This window comes from Nocardioides sp. Root151 (genome assembly GCF_001427925.1).
In the GTDB taxonomy this organism is placed as follows: Bacteria; Actinomycetota; Actinomycetes; order Propionibacteriales; family Nocardioidaceae; genus Nocardioides.
In genome coordinates this window covers 642,650-658,143 of sequence record NZ_LMGG01000004.1, presented here as the reverse complement: position 1 = coordinate 658,143, position 15,494 = coordinate 642,650, and the positions used below count along the sequence as shown (strand labels likewise).

The following is a 15,494-nucleotide window of genomic DNA, read 5'->3' as shown; positions in this document are numbered from 1 at the left end:
GGGCACGGCTTGACTGGATCACATGACAACCACGGCAGCTCCGCTCCTCGAACAGGTCGCACCCGGCGTCCTGCGGGTGAGCGAGCATGCCGCGCCGGCCATGCTCGACGACATGATCGAGGCGATCGCCCGACTCGACGGAGACCCGCAGCTCGACAGCCCCGGCAACGACATCGCCCGGGTCGACCAGCTGACCCTGCTCGAACGGTTGAAGGCCGCCACCGCCGCGGCCCAGGCCCGCATCACGCAGGCGTTCGAGCAGTCGCAGCTGTCTCGGCAGCGCGACGCCGCCGATGAGGCGAGAGCAGCTGGGCTGGAGGCAAAGGCCGAGCGCATCGAACGCGACCTCGGCCGGGGCATCGGCGACCAGGTCGCGCTGGCCCGCGGATGCTCCACGTCACTCGGCTCACGTCACCTTGGCTTCGCGAAGGCGATGGCCGAGATGCCTCACACCCATGACCTCCTGACGCGCGGGCAGATCAGCGAGTGGGTCGCGACCCTGTTGGTCAAGGAGACCGCGATCCTCAAGTTCAAGGACCGCGCCGCTGTCGACCAGTCGCTGTGCGCCACGACCGTCGACACGAAGACGGGCGAAGTCTTCAGCCCCGAGGTCCTCGGCCTCACACCGCGTCGAGCCGGCGACCGGGCACGTGCCCTCGGCAACGAGCTCGACCCCAAGGCCGCCGTGCGCCGCGCCGCGAAGTCGGCGCAGCAGCGCAGGGTGACGATCCGCCCGACCCCGAACACGATGACCTACGTGACCGGGCTGCTACCGGTGGCCAAGGGCGTTTCCGTCTACGCCAACCTCAAGGCCTCGGCCGAGGCGATCAAGGCCGGCGGCGACCTGCGCACGATCAACCAGCTGATGGCCGACCTGTTCGTCGAGCGGCTCACCGGCCAGAAGTCGGCCGAACTGGTGCCCGTCGAGGTGGGTCTCGTGATGACCCCCGACACCCTGCTCGGCTTCTCCGATCGCCCGGCCCGCATGAACGACGGAATGCCCGTGCCCGCGCAGACGGCGCGCGATCTCGCCAACCAGCCTGGTGCGCCCGTGTGGTTGCGCCGTATCTTCACCGACCCGGTCACCGGTGTCGCCACCGACCGCGATCCCAGGCGCCGCCGGCACACCGAAGCCGACAAGGCCTTCATCCGTGATCGCGATCAGGAATGCCGCATGCCGGGCTGTGAGCGACTCATCGACGACATCGACCACCCTGTGCGCCACGCCGACGGGGGCGAGAGCACGCGGGTCAACGGGCAAGGGCTCTGCGAGGGCCACAACCTGGCCAAGGAAGCACCCGAATGGCGCACCAGGGTGAGCGATCCGCGACCGGGAGGTCACGAGGTCGAGTTCATCACGCCCACCGGACACGTCTACCGCTCGAAAGCCCCGCCCGCGTTGCCTCCCGATGCCGAGCGCGCCGACCTGCCGCCGCCAGCCTGAGCAAGCCGGGCGTCAAGACACAGGTCCCCACGGCTCACCTGTCGGACTGGTCGAGCCCGATGAACAAGCGGAACGCCTCGATGCCGGTCACGGTGATCGGCTCGCCGCGCCTGAAGTCGTCGGGGCCGACGATGAGGCGCTGCACCTGCGCCAGCTCACCCGGTCGCCGTTGCCGGCGCTCGACACCGTTGGGCCGGTAGCCGACCTTGCGGCTGACCGCGAGCGAGGCCGGGTTGTCGGTGAAGGCGCCCGACGTCATCTCGGTGGCGCCGAGCTCGTCGAACGCGAAGGCGAGGATCGTCTGGCGCATGCGCGTCCCGATGCCGCGGCTTTGGTGTTTCGACGCCAGCCACGACCCGGTCTCAGCCGTGCGCGTCACGGCGAAGTCGCGCGTGGAGACGTCCTGGCAGCCGACCAGCTCGCCGGTGTGGCGCACCGCCAGGTGCAGCGACCAGGCGGCAGGCGAGAAGGTCGCGCGACCCTGCCAGTAGAACTGCGCCATGTTGCGGCCCAGCTCCTCGCGCGGCGCGGTGCTCCACGGCACGTAGAACGGCATGGCGTCGGGGGCATGGATTCCGTCGAGCGCGAGCTCCACCAGGCCGGGGATCACGTCGTCCGTGATCGGCACCAGCTCGAGGTCACCACAGTGGATGCGGAGCCCGAACGGCGGGAACTGGTCGGCGAGGGTCATGGCGACCACCCTGTCGGCGGCAGTGTCCGTTCGCAAACCGATATGGCCGGGCCCGGTTCGAGACTACGGAAGCCCGCCGGGAATCGGCGCGTTCGGGTCGTACGGCGTGCGCGTGAAGATGAACGTGGCCAGGTCGAGGTGGTTGACCGAGCCGTCGTCGTTGCGCACCACCCGGAGCGTCTCCCCCATCTGGTAGCCGGCAGTGCCGACCAGCGAACCGTCGCGCAGGCGATATCGATAGGCGACCACGCCGTCCCTGGAGACCACCAGCTCGTCGCGCTCCCAGCGGAACACGAACATCTTGGGTCCCCAGTGCCACACGCCGAGCACCTCGCGCACCTCCGCGGGCACGTCGGTCGACGGGCGCCACGCCTGCGGCAAGGTCGGCTCGCTCGCCTCGAGCTCCTCGAGCAGTGTGGTGGCCAGCGAGTCCGCGGGCATGCCGCTCATCGCGTTGGCGAAGCCGACCACGCCGGTGCGGCGCACCCGGTCGACGAAGCAGGTCGCCACGAAGCCGGGCATCGAGCCGGTGTGGCCGACCAGGGTGCCCGAGCCGCCGCGGTGCATCTGGAAGCCCAGGCCGTGACCTGACGCGAGGCCCGAGGCGAGGGCGCCGGACTGCGGGATGTAGGCCGTCTCGAGCCACTCCTTCGAGAGCACGTCGGGGTGACCCTCGAGCAGGAAGCTGCAGTACGTCGCCAGGTCGGTGACCGTGCTCCAGAGCTGGCCCGCCGGCGCCATCGCACCGGTGTCGGGGTGCGGCTCGTCGGTCGCCTCGCCGGAGTAGGGATCGATGCTGGTGCCCTGTGCGTGGACGCCCTCGGCCTGGTACGACGTCCGCGTCATGCCGAGCGGCTCGAGGATGCGGGACTGCACGTTGGACCACCAGGTGTCACCACGCAACCGGGCGACGACCTCGCCGAGCAGGCCGTAGGCGAGGTTCGTGTAGTGGAACTGCTGCCCGACCGGGAGGGCACCCGTGGAGTCGGCGTTGGCGGCCGCGAGCTCGTCGAACGAGAGCCCGGGGCTGCGCTCCCACCACGAGCCGTTGGGCTCGGCCTGCATGCCGGAGTTGTGCGCGAGGAGGCTGCGAATCGTGCGGTCGCCGTAGCCGACGTCTCCCAGCACCGAGCCGGCGGTGTCCTCCAGGGACAGGGATCCCTCGTCGACCAGCTGCAGGATCAGCACTGCGGTCAGCGTCTTGGTGATCGAGCCGATCTTGTACTGCACGTCGGCGGGCTCACCCTGCACGTCGCCGTACCCGTCGCACCACACCAGGGCGCCGTCACGGACGACGCCTGCCACGATCGAGGGCAGGCGACCGTTGACCTGGACGTGCGCGATCTTCGCCAACAGGCGACGCGCGGTCACCGCCTCGACCGGCCGGACCGGCAGGCTCATTCGGCGACCTCGGCGAACGCCTCCGGCGGCGGGCACGCGCAGACCAGGTTGCGGTCGCCGTACGCCTGGTCGATGCGGGCCACCGGCGGCCAGTACTTGTCGGGGTCGGGGCCGGTCGGGAAGACCGCCTGCTCGCGGGAGTAGGCGCGGTCCCAGTCAGCGACCAGCGCGCGCGAGGTGTGCGGGGCACCACGAAGCGGCGAGTTCTCAGGGGTCCACTCCCCTGCCTCGACGCGCGCGATCTCCTCGCGGATCGCGATCATCGCGTCGCAGAACCGGTCGATCTCGGCGAGGTCCTCGGACTCGGTCGGCTCGACCATCAGGGTTCCGGCGACCGGGAACGACATGGTCGGCGCGTGGAAGCCGTAGTCGATCAGGCGCTTGGCGACGTCGTCGACACTGACGCCGCTGTCCTTGGTGAGGCCGCGCAGGTCGAGGATGCACTCGTGGGCGACCAGCCCGCCGTGGCCCTTGTAGAGCACCGGGTAGTGCTCGCCGAGTCGAGCGGCGACGTAGTTGGCCGCGAGGACCGCCACCGCGGTGGCGCGGGTGAGCCCGGCGCCGCCCATCAACCGGATGTAGGCCCACGAGATCGGCAGGATGCCGGCCGAGCCGTACGGCGCGGCGCTGATCGCGCCGATGCCGGAGCGCATCGCCTCGACCGGGTGCTGCCCGTGCGAGGGGAGGTACGGCGCCAGGTGCGCACGCACGGCGACCGGGCCGACCCCGGGACCGCCACCGCCGTGCGGGATGCAGAAGGTCTTGTGCAGGTTGAGGTGCGACACGTCGCCGCCGAACTCGCCCGGCTTGGCGTAGCCGAGGAGCGCGTTGAGGTTGGCGCCGTCGACGTACACCTGGCCGCCGTGGTCGTGCACGAGCTTGGTGAGGTCGGTGATGGAGTCCTCGTAGGCGCCGTGGGTCGACGGGTAGGTCACCATGATCGCGGCGAGGTCGTCGGAGTGCTCCTCGCACTGGGCGCGCAGGTCGTCGAGGTCGATCGAGCCGTCGTCGGCGGCCTTGACGACCACGACGCGCATGCCGGCCATCACGGCGGAGGCCGCGTTGGTGCCGTGGGCCGACGACGGGATCAGGCAGATGTCGCGCTCGGCCTGGCCGTTGGCGCGGTGGAAACCACGGATCGCGAGCAGTCCGGCCAGCTCGCCCTGCGAGCCGGCGTTGGGCTGGATCGACACCCGGTCGTAACCGGTCACCTCGGCCAGCCAGCCCTCGAGGTCGTTGACCAGGCGCTGGTAGCCCGCGGCGTCGGCGGCCGGGGCGAACGGGTGCAGGTCGGCGAAGCCGGGCAGGCTGATCGGCTCCATCTCGGTGGTCGCGTTGAGCTTCATCGTGCACGAGCCCAGCGGGATCATGCCGCGGTCGAGCGCGTAGTCACGGGCCGAGAGCTTGCGCAGGTAGCGCAGCATCGCGGTCTCGCTGTGGTGGGTGTTGAACACCTCGTGGTCGAGGTAGCCGGTCTCGCGGAGCAGGCCGGCAGGCAGTGCGTCGTCCGTCGCGCGGTCGAGCGCGTCGAGATCGCCCGGGGCGCCGAACGCCTTCAGCACGCTGGTGACCGTCGAGCGGGTCGTGGTCTCGGAGGTGGTCAGGCCGATGTGGTCGTCGTCGATGTGGCGCAGGTGCAGGCCGAGGGCGCGTGCGGAGGCGATCACCTCGGCGGCCCTGCCCGGCACCCGCACGGTCAGGGTGTCGAAGAAGTCGGAGTGCACGACCTCCACGCCTGCGCCGGCCAGCGCGGCCGCGATCACCGTCGCGTAGCGGTGGGCACGGGTCGCGATCGCCTTGAGGCCGGCGGGACCGTGGTAGACGGCGTACATCGACGCGGCCACGGCGAGCAGCACCTGCGCGGTGCAGATGTTGGAGGTGGCCTTGTCGCGGCGGATGTGCTGCTCACGGGTCTGTAGGGCCAGGCGGTACGCCGGGCGCCCTTCGGCGTCGACGGACACACCGACCAGACGGCCGGGCAGGTGGCGCTCGAGCCCGGCCTTGACCGCCATGAAGCCGGCGTGCGGGCCGCCGTAGAACAGCGGCACCCCGAAGCGCTGGGAGGAGCCGACGGCCACGTCGGCCCCGAGCTCGCCGGGCGACTCGAGGAGGGTCAGGGCGAGCAGGTCGGCAGCCACGACGGCCAGGCCGTTGCGGGCGTGGGTCTCCTCGATGACCGCGCGAGGGTCGAGCACGCGACCCGAGGCTCCGGGGTACTGCACGAGCACGCCGCACAGCTCACCCTCGGGAAGGCCCTCGGCCAGGTCGGCGACGACGACCTCGATGCCCATCGCCTCGGCGCGGGTGCGGACCACCTCGATGGTCTGCGGCAGCGCGTCGGCGTCGACGACGAACGGGCCCTTTGCCTTCTTGTTCGCCCGGCGGACCAGGGTCATCGCCTCGGCGGCCGCGGTGCCCTCGTCGAGCAGGGACGAGTTCGCGGTGGGCAGGCCGGTCAGGTCACCGACCATGGTCTGGAAGTTGATCAGGGCCTCGAGCCGGCCCTGCGAGATCTCCGGCTGGTACGGCGTGTAGGCGGTGTACCAGCTCGGGTCCTCGAGCACGTTGCGGCGTACGACCGGAGGGGTGATGGTGCCGTGGTAACCCAGCCCGATCAACGATTCCGCGGGCCGGTTGCTGGCCGCCAGTTCGCGCAGCTCCTTGGCGACGGCCGACTCGGTCGCGGCGGTCGGCAGCTCGAGCTCAGCGGCGCTGCGGATGCCTCCGGGCACCGCGGCACTCATCAGCTCGTCGAGGCCGGCGTAGCCGAGGCGGGCGAGCATCGTCTCGATCTCGTCGGCCTGCGGGCCGATGTGGCGCTCGGTGAACGGCAGCGCGTTGTCGAGATCGGCGAGCGTCTGGCGGTCTGACACGTGGACTCCAAGTGGCTGGCAGGGGGAATGCGGTTGCACACCCCACCTCCCCCTCTGTCATCGCGCGCAGGGTGCCCGCGCCACTCCAGAGTCGCCAGCCCGCACGGTCCTTGGCGCCTGAGAGGTTCCGGGGAGGGGTTGCCCCTTCGGCGCTCCACGACCACCAGCCGGCAGCCGAGAAGACTCTCCCGTGCGGGATTGTCAGCGCGGCAAACCTATCACCGGCGCGACGGATCCCGGCCTCGGCAGTCNCCCGCCACATCGAGTGTGGCGGGCCGGACCGGAGGGTGTGGGATCGGGCTGGGTCAGCCGATCTTGCGTGCCGCGCGGCGGGCGGCGAGTTCGTCGGCCGCACTGGTGCTCTCGGCGGCGGGGTCGGCAGCGCGTTCGCTGGGCAGTGCGGCGAGCGAGCCTTCGATCTCGCGCCAGACACCGCCGATGGCGATGCCGAAGACACCCTGGCCGCCCTGGAGCAGGTCGATGACCTCGTCGTTGCTGGTGCACTCGTAGACCGAGGCGCCGTCGCTCATCAGCGTGACGCGGGTCAGGTCGTCGGTGCCGCGCTCGCGCAGGTGCTGGACGGCCGTGCGGATCTGCTGGAGCGAGATGCCGGCGTCGAGGAGGCGCTTGATCACCTTGAGGATCAGGATGTCGCGGAAGCTGTAGAGGCGCTGGGTGCCGGAGCCGGTCGCACCGCGCACGGTGGGCTCGACGAGACCGGTGCGGGCCCAGTAGTCGAGCTGGCGGTAGGTGATGCCGGCGGCGTTGCACGCCGTCGGACCGCGGTAGCCCTGGTCACTGGGCAGCGGCGAGACGTCATCGGTGAAGAGCAGTCCCTGCTCATCGGCCATGCCGGCTGCCACCTCGTGTTCGGCGGACTGCCTGTCCGCCGATCCGGTTTCGTTTGATGCCACGTCGACCCTCCGGTCAGATACTTCGTTCAGCGTAACCCCGGCGGGGGAAGGTCGTCAGGATCAACCAGGCAGTCGAGCCGGGGTCAACCACAACGGTGGAGTTACAACGAAGACACTCCAAGGTAGGCCCCCGCCTGAGGGTGGTCAATCTGCTGGGCCGCGTGTCGCAACCCTAAACCTCAGATTGAGGGTGAGGGTTCAGCCCTCGTTCTGGTCGCCGCTCTCGAAGTCTTCGGGCGTCACGTGGTCGAGGAACTCGCGGAACCGCTCGACCTCGTCCTCCTGCTCCTCGGGCACGGCGAGACCAGCTTCCTCGAGGACGTCCTCGGCGCAGACGATGCGGGTGCCGGTGCGCAGCGCCAGCGCGATCGAGTCGGAAGGACGCGCGCTCACCTCGAGCCCCGACTCGAAGGCCAGGATCGCGTAGAAGACACCGCCCTGCATCTCGGTGATCCGCACCTCGGCCAACGGGTTGCCGGTCTCTTCGAGGATGGTCTTCATCAGGTCGTGGGTCAGCGGTCGCGGGGGCACGACGCCCTGTTGTGCGAACGCGATCGCCGTCGCCTCGACCGCACCGATCCAGATCGGGAGGTAACGCTCCCCCGACGCCTCCCGGAGCAGGACGATCGGCTGGTTCGACGGCATCTCGACCCTGACTCCGATGACATCCACTTCACGCATGCAGCAACCCTACTCGCCTTGCGGTGGGTCGCGCGCCGCAGCCGGTGTGGCAGTCCGTCAGGACTGCAGGCCGGCCTTGACCAGGGTGGCGTGCAGCTTCACCGAGAGCGCCGCGATCTCGGCCACGGCCTCCTCGGCGCGGGCCTGTGCGGAGGCGTCACGACCCCGTCGCAGCGGCGCGATGACCTGCTCCACCAGGCCCACCTCGCGGTCGGCAGCGGTCTTGAACGCGCGCAGGTGGCGGGGCTCGAATCCGAAGCCGGCGAGCTCTGAGGCGGTCTTGGCGACCACGAGGTCGTCGGCGTCGAAATGGCCGGTGCGGCTGGCGGCGACGAGTCCGTAGGTCTCCAGCTGGGCGAGGAGGTCCTCGTCGATCTCGGCCACCTTGAGCAGCTCGCGGCGCGAGATGCGCAGGTCGGAGCTGGCCCGGAACGAGTCCACGGACGGCAGCCCGTCGTTGGCCAGTGCCACCTTCGGCACCCGCGGCCCGACCTCCTCGATGGCCGGCGGCTCGAGGCCGCGGTCCATGGCGTCGAGGTGCTCCCCGATGACCTTGAGCGGCAGGTAGTGGTCGCGCTGCATCCGCAGGACGTAGCGCAGGCGCTCGACGTCGTGGGCGGAGAACTTTCGGTAGCCGGCCGACGTGCGTTCCGGGTCGATGAGGCCCTTGTCCTCGAGGAACCGGATCTTCGAGTGGGAGATGCCGGGGAAGTCGCCACTCAACTGGGAGAGGACCTCCCCGATGTTCATCCGGCGACGCTGTGAAGCAGCTGGCGTCGCCATCGGTCAGCCGTTCACGGATTCGTGGCCGGCGAAGAACACGAGGCGGTACTTGCCGATCTGGACCTCGTCGCCGTCCTGGAGTGTCACCTCGTCGATCCGGTCACGGTTGACGTAGGTGCCGTTGAGGCTGCCGACGTCGGAGACCGAGTAGCCCTCGTCGACCCGTCGGAACTCCGCATGGCGACGCGACACCGTCACGTCGTCGAGGAAGATCTCGCTCTCGGGGTGACGACCGGCACTGACCAGGTCGGTGTCGAGCAGGAAGCGCGACCCGGCACTGGGTCCGCGCTGGACCACCAGGAGGGCGTGGCCGACCGGCAGTGCGTCGACCGCGGCGGACTCCGCCGGGTTGAGCGAGCGTTCGTCGGTCTCGGCCTTCTCGGGAGCACCGAAGGTGATGGTCGCGGTCGACTCCACCGGGCTCTCCGCGTGGTCCTGCGGCTCCTCGCTCACGAGGCGGTGGCCGCACTGGGCACAGAACCGTGCGTCCTCCGGGTTCTGCTTGCCACAGCTAGTGCAGAACGGCATGTACAACCCTCCCGGTCATCGATCCACGAACCCTCAACACTTGGTCGAGGTTGACGGTTTCCAACCTATCAGCCGTCGAGTGAGGCCTGGTACGCCTTGGCGTCCATGAGCCCGTCGATCTCGGCGGTGTCGCCGACGGCGACCTCGAACAGCCAGCCGTCGCCGTACGGGTCGGAGTTGACCAGCTCGGGGGTGGCGTCGAGGGCCTCGTTGCGGGCAACCACCTCACCGGTCACCGGCGAGTAGACGTCGCTGACGGACTTGGTCGACTCCAGCTCGCCCACCGTGGTGCCCGCGGCGATGGTCTCGCCCAGCTCGGGAAGCGACGCGTAGACGATGTCGCCGAGCGCGTCCTGGGCGAAGTGCGTGATGCCGATGCGCACCGACCCTTCGGTCTCGCCGGGCTGCCGCACCCACTCGTGCTCGCTGCTGTACTTCAGGTCCTCGGGGTACATGGGGGTCTCCCTGCTGTCGCGGTGTCTTGGGTGGGTGGTGGGTGGTGCTCTGCGGTGGGTGGTGCGTGGTGCTGGGTTCGGTGGAACGCTACTGGCCTTCGCGGGGCTCTGCGAAGTCCCCCTCCGAGGAATCGACGACGCTCTCGATGTCGACGCTCTCCAGCTCCTCGAACGTGACGGTGCCGCCGCTCTCCTCGACCGCCTCCGTCGGGCCGTCCGGGAAGTCGAGTGAGCCGGCGAGGGTGGTCGGCTCACCGATCACGTCGATGACGTACGGCGCCTCGAGCAGCTGGCCGTCGATCTCGATGCCCGCAGAGGTCTCCTCGATGGAGCTCTGCGCGATCACCCGCACCCGGTCGTTGAACTCGAGCACCTCGGCACCTGCGGCCCGCAGCTCCTGGAGGGCGTCGAGCAGGATCTCGGAGCCCACCTTGCCCTCGTCGTCGGTGATCGTGATGCGTACGCCGGGGCCGGTGGCGGGCAGCGTGCCGGCCAGGATGCCGTAGACCTCGGTGTCCTGGCGGGCCTGGTCGAGGGCGGCCTCGCGGCTGGACGACTCGTCCTGCAGGTCGTCGCGGATTCCGGTGAGCCGGTCGATCTCGTTCTCCGCGCGCTGCTGGCTCGCCGACAGGCCGTCGAACACGCGGATCAGGTCGGACTGGCGCAGCCCGGTGTAGTCGTCGTCGCGCTCGTTGTTCTGCACCTGGGTCATCGCGGCGAAGCCGACCGCGGCCAGGAGTACGGCGACCAGCACCTGCCCGCGGGACGGTCGCGCCATGAACGCGGCCCGGATGCGCTCGCGCGGATCGGGTCGGGCCGGGTCGGGCGCGGCGGTCCCGGGCGCAGCCGTGTCAGGCGCGGGCTTGGCGGGCGCGGGCTTGGCGGGCGTGGGCTTGGAGGGACGGGCCTTGTCGGCCCCACCCTTGCCTGGCGGCGGCTTCTTCTCAGGCATGGAAGACGTGCCGCCTGATCGCCGCGACGTTGGAGAAGATGCGGATGCCCAGGACCACGATGACGCCGGTGGAGAGCTGGCCGCCGACCCCGAGCTTGTCGCCGAGGAACACGATCGCCGCGGCGATGACGACGTTGCTGAAGAACGACACGACGAACACCTTGTCGTCGAAGATGCCGTCGAGGTAGGCGCGCAGGCCACCGAAGACGGCGTCCAGGGCGGCCACCACCGCGATCGGCAGGTAGGGCTCGAGCCACAGGGGCACGTCGGGCTGGAGGATGAGCCCTGCCACGATTCCGACGAGCAGTCCGAGTGCTGCGATCACGGAATGGCCTCCTTCTTGTTGAGTGGTTCGGGTTCGGCGACACGTGCGGAACGTAGGAGCGCCCGTCGGCTCGCCGGGAGGGACAGGTCGGAGGTCGAGTTCTCGATCTCGAACTCGAAGCCGAAGGTGTTGCGCAGGGAGATCCACTGGAGCCCGGGCCGCGACTCGGCGAACAGGGCCTGCAAGGTGTTGGGGTCGCCGACGGCCAGGATCTCGTACGGCGGCTTGAGCGGCTGGGTGCGCACATGGATGGCGTCGCCCACGCTGCGGATGCTGCTGATGCTGGTCAACCGCTGGCCGTTGATCGAGATCGCCTCGGCCCCGGCCACCCAGAGCCCGTCGATGAGCATGGCCAGGTCTTCGTCACGCACCCGGCCGTCGTCGGTGCCGTCGGGTGAGTTGTCGACGGTGATCCGGACGCCGGGGCCGCGCACGGGTGCGAACCCACTGGCCCCGCGGGCCTGGAGCAGTCGCCGCGTGACGCTGCCCTCGAGGCGTTCGAGGTCGTCGGCCCGCTCACTGAGGTCGCCGTTGGTGGCGCGCAGGTCGCTGATGGTGTCCTGGGCGTCTCCGAGGTCGGAGCGCTCCAGACTGATCTGCCGGATCAGCTCCTGCCGCCCCTCCTCGGTCGCGGCGGCGTCCCGTGAGGTCTGTACGGCGGCGATCACGATCATCAGGCCGAACAGGGCGACCACCAGGGCGGTGTTGCGGGTGATGCGTCGGCCCGCGCGCTCCTCGCCGTCGGCCTTGCGGCGTTCGGCGACGTGCTGGTAGTCGCCGTCCATGCTCTGCCGGGTGATCAGGCTCAGCAGGGGCAGGGTGACGTGCTCCGGCAGGGTCTTGCCGGGCTCGGGTGCGGTGGCGGGGCGACGCTCAGCCATCGGGCACCGGGGCCCTTCGGTCGGTCTCCTTCAGCAGCTTGCGCACCTGCCAGGCGTAGAGCACGCCGGCCCACCAGTAGAGGCCGATCCCCCAGATCGCGAACGCCCATCCGAAGACGTCGGCCAGCGTCGCCACGGTGCTGTCACCGTGGCCCAGCAGGATCAACGGGAAGGCGTAGAGCAGGTTGAAGGTGGCCGCCTTGCCCAGGAAGTGCACGGGCAGCGCGCTGTAACCGCGCGTGCGCAGGAACGGCACCAGTCCCCAGAGCAGGAGGTCACGCAGCGGCAGCAGGAGCGCCAGCCACCACGGGATGATGTCGCGCAGGGCCAGACCGATCACCACGGCCAGGATGTAGAGCCGGTCGGCCACCGGGTCGAGGATCTCGCCCAGGGTCGAGCGCTGGTCGAGCTTGCGGGCCAGGTAGCCGTCCAGCCAGTCGGTCACCCCGGAGACCATCAGGACGGCGATCGCCCATTCGTCCTCTTCGGGACCCAGCACCAGCCAGAGGAACAGCGGGACTCCGAGGAGCCGCGCCATGCTCAGGATGTTGGGCACCGTCCAGACGCGTGAGGTGCGCTGTTCGTCCTGCACTTCTCCGTGACCATCTCTCGCCGTGGGGTTGCCGGATGTCACCCTAACTGGCCGGGGGTGTCTTCGAGGTGTGCGGCATCGCGGATCTCGCCGACGAGTTCCTCGAGCACGTCCTCCATGGTGGCCAACCCGAGCGTGCGGCCCTCGGTGTCGACCACGCGGGCCATGTGTGCGCCCTTGCGCTGCAGCGTCTCGAGCGCGTCGTGCAGGACGTCGTCGGGACGGACCGTCGCGAAGGCGTGGATCCACTTGTCGTCGATCACGCGGGTACGCCGACGCGGGTCGGTCTCGAGCACGTCCTTGATGTGGAGGTAGCCGATCGGCTCGCCCTCGCTGTCGCAGATCGGGAAGCGGGAGTAGCCCGTGGCGGCACAGAGGTCCTCCACGTCGGCCGCCGTACAGCCGCGGGGCAGGGTGCTGAGCTCGGCCATCGGCAGCAGCACCGACTCCATCGACCGCTCGGTGAACCCGAGGGCGCCGGCCAGGCGGTCGTACTCCTCGTCGGCGAGCAGTCCTTCACCGCGTGACTCCTCGACGAGCGCGGCCACCTCTTCGCGGGTGAAGGTCGAGGAGACCTCGTCCTTCGGCTCCACGCGGAGCAGCCGCAGCGTGACGTTGGCGATCCAGTTGAGGCCCACGATGATCGGGTGCAGCACGGTGACGATGGCCATCATCGGCGGGCCCAGGACAAGCGCGGCACGGTCGGGTCCGGCCAGCGCGATGTTCTTGGGAACCATCTCTCCGAGGACGACGTGGAGGTAGACCACGATGGTCATCGCCACCACGAACGACACCGGGTGGAGCAGGTTCTCCGGCACGTGGAGTGCGTGGAAACCGGGCTCGAGCAGGTGCGCCACCGCCGGCTCACCGACGGCACCGAGGCCGAGCGAACAGATCGTGATGCCCAGCTGGGCGCCGGCCATCATCAGGGAGACGTTCTCCATGGCCCGCAGCGTGGTCCGCGCCACGGAGGACCCGGCCTGGGCGCGGGGCTCGATCTGCGTGCGCCGTGCGGAGACGAGCGCGAACTCGGCACCGACGAAGAACGCGTTGAAGCCGAGCAGCACCACGGCGATCACGACTCCGGTGAGGTCACCCATCGTGCACCTCCTCGGTCCGGACCGAGAGCCGGATCCGGTCGACCCGCAGTCCGTCCATGTGCTCGACCTTCAGCACCGCGATCTTCCGCGGCAGCTCGTCGTCATCGTCGTCGAGCTCGACCGGGAGCGGCACCTCGGCGACGTCACCGGCGACCGGGATGCGGCCGAGCTCGCGCAGCACGAGGCCGGCGATGGTGTCGTAGTCCTCGTTGGCGGGCAGGTCGACCCCGGTGACGTCCTCGACCTCGTCGGGCCGGAGCAGGCCGCTCAGCGACCACGTGCCGTCGCGTCGCTGCCGCACCCGCGCACCGAGGCGGTCGTGCTCGTCGGAGATGTCGCCGACGATCTCCTCGACGACGTCCTCGAGGGTCACGATGCCCGCCTGGCCGCCGTACTCGTCGAGGACGACGGCCATCTGGAACCCGTCACGGCGCAGCAGCGCCAGCAGCGGGTCGAGCTTGAGGGAGTCGGGAACCACGATCGGCTTCACCATGATGTGCTTGATGCGGGTCGTGGCCCGCTCGTGCAGCGGCAGGGCCACGGCGTGCTTCACGTGCACCGTGCCGACCACGGCGTCGGCGTCGTCGAGCACCGGGAAGCGGGAGTGGCCGGTGCCGCGGGCCAGCTCGATCACCGTGCTCGCCCGGTCGGTGGCCTCGACACTGGTCGTGCGCACCCGCGGCGTCATGATCTCGCCGGCGGTGCGCGTGCCGAACTCCACGGAGCGCTCCATCAGCTCGGCGGTGTCGGGGTCGAGGGTGCCCTGGTCGGCGGACCGGGCGATCAACGAGGCCAGCTCGTTGGTGCTGCGGGCCGAGCGCAGCTCCTCCTGCGGCTCGATGCCGAGGCGACGCACCAGCACGTTCGCCGATCCGTTCAGCACCCGGATCGGGTACTTCATGGCGGTCGTGAAGCCGCGCTGCAGACGGGCCGTGGCCCGGGCCGTCTCGAGGGGCATCGCGATCGCGAGGTTCTTGGGGACCAGCTCTCCGAAGATCATCGTCAGCGCCGTGCTCAGTGCCAACGCGAAGCCGATCGCCGTCGGGTGGACGGCACCGTCGGGCAGCCCCATGGCGCCGAGCGGGTCGCGGATCAGCTCGGCGATCGCGGGCTCGGCGAGGAAACCGATGGCGAGGTTCGTGACCGTGATGCCGACCTGTGCCCCGGAGAGCTGGGTCGACAGGGACCGCAGGGCCTTCTGCACGCCGATCGCGCCGGCGTCACCGGCCGCGGCGGCCTTGTCGACCGCGTTGCGGTCGACGGTCACCAAGGCGAACTCCGCCGCGACGAACACACCGCAGGCGAGGATGAGGAGCACGGCAAGGCCGAGCAACAACCAGGCAGTCATCGTGGCTCTCCCCCGTTCGGCACGGGATCAATGAGCTGGGGACTTTGAGAACCGTCCATGAGTGGTGTGCGTCAGCTGCTTTCGAATCGGGGCCGGACGCGGATCAGCGTACAGAAGTCGGCCACACGATCGCCAACCGTTACGCGTCGGTCGTGCCCCGTGGCCCGGCCAGGGCTACGGCCACCGACCAGAGGCCCACTGCCACGGCGCCCACCAGTGCGGACCACGCCCACGCCGACAGCCAGTGCTCGACGCGGACCGTTGCCGCCACCACGCTGGCCAGATGGAGCACCACGGCGGTGATCCAAGGCCACGGTGTGCGTCGTACGCCGACCGCGGCGGCGAGCAGCACGAGCGGGGTGAGCAGCACTGCGACGTACCACCACGCGTAGCCGTCGGCACCGAGGCCGCGCAGCGTGCCGACCACGTGTCCCGGTGCACCACCCAACCGCAGGACACCGGCACCGGCGATCACCGCGGTGGCGATCGTCAGCGTGGCGGAGAGGCGGAAGCTGCCCGACATCCC

The 15,494-nt window shown here is 70.1% G+C and carries 16 protein-coding genes and 1 riboswitch; of the genes, 1 reads left to right on the top strand and 15 read right to left on the bottom strand.

The genetic code is table 11. The features are described from left to right. Positions 1–22 precede the first annotated feature (22 nt). Positions 23–1,444, top strand: a complete 1,422-nt coding sequence (locus tag ASD66_RS11685) for an HNH endonuclease (protein WP_056891017.1) — start codon at positions 23–25, stop codon at positions 1,442–1,444. A 34-nt stretch (positions 1,445–1,478) separates the two neighbouring features. Here ASD66_RS11685 and ASD66_RS11680 read toward each other — a convergent pair whose 3' ends face one another. The 15 genes from ASD66_RS11680 to ASD66_RS11610 form a co-directional block, all read right to left on the bottom strand. After that, entirely contained in the window at positions 1,479–2,135 is a 657-nt protein-coding gene (locus tag ASD66_RS11680; protein WP_056891016.1) for a GNAT family N-acetyltransferase, read from the bottom strand. Between the two features lie 63 nt (positions 2,136–2,198). Continuing rightward, positions 2,199–3,536 (bottom strand): serine hydrolase domain-containing protein, encoded by a 1,338-nt coding sequence (locus ASD66_RS11675; protein ID WP_056891015.1) that lies wholly within the window; start codon positions 3,534–3,536, stop codon positions 2,199–2,201. Beyond that, a complete protein-coding gene (gene gcvP, locus ASD66_RS11670) occupies positions 3,533–6,409 on the bottom strand; it encodes an aminomethyl-transferring glycine dehydrogenase (protein WP_056891014.1) in 2,877 nt (958 codons plus the stop codon). The genes ASD66_RS11675 and gcvP overlap by 4 nt, the downstream gene beginning before the upstream one ends. A 94-nt stretch (positions 6,410–6,503) precedes the next feature. Beyond that, a riboswitch (glycine riboswitch) is annotated at positions 6,504–6,610 on the bottom strand. A 104-nt stretch (positions 6,611–6,714) separates the two neighbouring features. Then, complete coding sequence (locus tag ASD66_RS11665; protein ID WP_056677640.1) at positions 6,715–7,260, bottom strand: MerR family transcriptional regulator; 546 nt, start codon at positions 7,258–7,260, stop codon at positions 6,715–6,717. Positions 7,261–7,521: 261 nt separating this feature from the next. Next, positions 7,522–8,004 carry a bifunctional nuclease family protein gene (locus ASD66_RS11660; protein WP_056677637.1) on the bottom strand — a complete coding sequence of 161 codons (483 nt, stop codon included), beginning with the start codon at positions 8,002–8,004 and terminating at the stop codon, positions 7,522–7,524. A gap of 57 nt (positions 8,005–8,061) precedes the next feature. Then, the gene (locus ASD66_RS11655; protein WP_082599452.1) at positions 8,062–8,754 is read right to left on the bottom strand and encodes a MerR family transcriptional regulator; all 693 of its coding nucleotides are present in this window, start codon (positions 8,752–8,754) and stop codon (positions 8,062–8,064) included. 36 nt (positions 8,755–8,790) lie between these two features. Then, a complete protein-coding gene (locus ASD66_RS11650) occupies positions 8,791–9,315 on the bottom strand; it encodes an FHA domain-containing protein (RefSeq protein ID WP_056677631.1) in 525 nt (174 codons plus the stop codon). 68 nt (positions 9,316–9,383) lie between these two features. Beyond that, positions 9,384–9,770 (bottom strand): glycine cleavage system protein GcvH, encoded by a 387-nt coding sequence (gene gcvH / locus ASD66_RS11645; RefSeq protein ID WP_056677629.1) that lies wholly within the window; start codon positions 9,768–9,770, stop codon positions 9,384–9,386. Between the two features lie 88 nt (positions 9,771–9,858). Further along, positions 9,859–10,722: a DUF881 domain-containing protein gene (locus ASD66_RS11640; protein ID WP_235530057.1), complete on the bottom strand. Its 864-nt coding sequence runs from the start codon at positions 10,720–10,722 to the stop codon at positions 9,859–9,861. Then, positions 10,715–11,047, bottom strand: a complete 333-nt coding sequence (locus ASD66_RS11635; RefSeq protein WP_056677626.1) for a small basic family protein — start codon at positions 11,045–11,047, stop codon at positions 10,715–10,717. Before ASD66_RS11635 ends, ASD66_RS11640 begins: the two co-directional genes overlap by 8 nt. After that, positions 11,044–11,928, bottom strand: coding sequence for a DUF881 domain-containing protein (locus ASD66_RS11630; RefSeq protein WP_056677624.1), 885 nt, complete (start codon positions 11,926–11,928; stop codon positions 11,044–11,046). Before ASD66_RS11630 ends, ASD66_RS11635 begins: the two co-directional genes overlap by 4 nt. Next, entirely contained in the window at positions 11,921–12,466 is a 546-nt protein-coding gene (locus tag ASD66_RS11625) for a CDP-alcohol phosphatidyltransferase family protein (protein ID WP_235530117.1), read from the bottom strand. Before ASD66_RS11625 ends, ASD66_RS11630 begins: the two co-directional genes overlap by 8 nt. Positions 12,467–12,558: 92 nt before the next feature. After that, on the bottom strand, positions 12,559–13,620 hold the full coding sequence (locus ASD66_RS11620; protein ID WP_056677616.1) for a hemolysin family protein: 1,062 nt from the start codon (positions 13,618–13,620) through the stop codon (positions 12,559–12,561). Continuing rightward, entirely contained in the window at positions 13,613–14,968 is a 1,356-nt protein-coding gene (locus ASD66_RS11615; RefSeq protein ID WP_056677612.1) for a hemolysin family protein, read from the bottom strand. The genes ASD66_RS11620 and ASD66_RS11615 overlap by 8 nt, the downstream gene beginning before the upstream one ends. Positions 14,969–15,107: 139 nt before the next feature. Continuing rightward, on the bottom strand, positions 15,108–15,491 hold the full coding sequence (locus ASD66_RS11610) for a hypothetical protein (RefSeq protein WP_056891012.1): 384 nt from the start codon (positions 15,489–15,491) through the stop codon (positions 15,108–15,110). Between the last annotated feature and the right edge of the window lie 3 nt (positions 15,492–15,494).

Bases quoted from the DNA above. Each gene is read 5' to 3' on its own strand.
- ASD66_RS11685 (WP_056891017.1), top strand. From the start codon at position 23: ATGACAACCACGGCAGCTCCGCTCCTCGAACAGGTCGCACCCGGCGTC.
- ASD66_RS11680 (WP_056891016.1), bottom strand. From the start codon at position 2,135: ATGACCCTCGCCGACCAGTTCCCGCCGTTCGGGCTCCGCATCCACTGT.
- ASD66_RS11675 (WP_056891015.1), bottom strand. From the start codon at position 3,536: ATGAGCCTGCCGGTCCGGCCGGTCGAGGCGGTGACCGCGCGTCGCCTG.
- ASD66_RS11665 (WP_056677640.1), bottom strand. From the start codon at position 7,260: ATGGCCGATGAGCAGGGACTGCTCTTCACCGATGACGTCTCGCCGCTG.
- ASD66_RS11660 (WP_056677637.1), bottom strand. From the start codon at position 8,004: ATGCGTGAAGTGGATGTCATCGGAGTCAGGGTCGAGATGCCGTCGAAC.
- ASD66_RS11655 (WP_082599452.1), bottom strand. From the start codon at position 8,754: ATGAACATCGGGGAGGTCCTCTCCCAGTTGAGTGGCGACTTCCCCGGC.
- ASD66_RS11650 (WP_056677631.1), bottom strand. From the start codon at position 9,315: ATGCCGTTCTGCACTAGCTGTGGCAAGCAGAACCCGGAGGACGCACGG.
- gcvH (WP_056677629.1), bottom strand. From the start codon at position 9,770: ATGTACCCCGAGGACCTGAAGTACAGCAGCGAGCACGAGTGGGTGCGG.
- ASD66_RS11640 (WP_235530057.1), bottom strand. From the start codon at position 10,722: ATGCCTGAGAAGAAGCCGCCGCCAGGCAAGGGTGGGGCCGACAAGGCC.
- ASD66_RS11630 (WP_056677624.1), bottom strand. From the start codon at position 11,928: ATGGCTGAGCGTCGCCCCGCCACCGCACCCGAGCCCGGCAAGACCCTG.
- ASD66_RS11625 (WP_235530117.1), bottom strand. From the start codon at position 12,466: ATGGCGCGGCTCCTCGGAGTCCCGCTGTTCCTCTGGCTGGTGCTGGGT.
- ASD66_RS11620 (WP_056677616.1), bottom strand. From the start codon at position 13,620: ATGGGTGACCTCACCGGAGTCGTGATCGCCGTGGTGCTGCTCGGCTTC.
- ASD66_RS11615 (WP_056677612.1), bottom strand. From the start codon at position 14,968: ATGACTGCCTGGTTGTTGCTCGGCCTTGCCGTGCTCCTCATCCTCGCC.
- ASD66_RS11610 (WP_056891012.1), bottom strand. From the start codon at position 15,491: ATGTCGGGCAGCTTCCGCCTCTCCGCCACGCTGACGATCGCCACCGCG.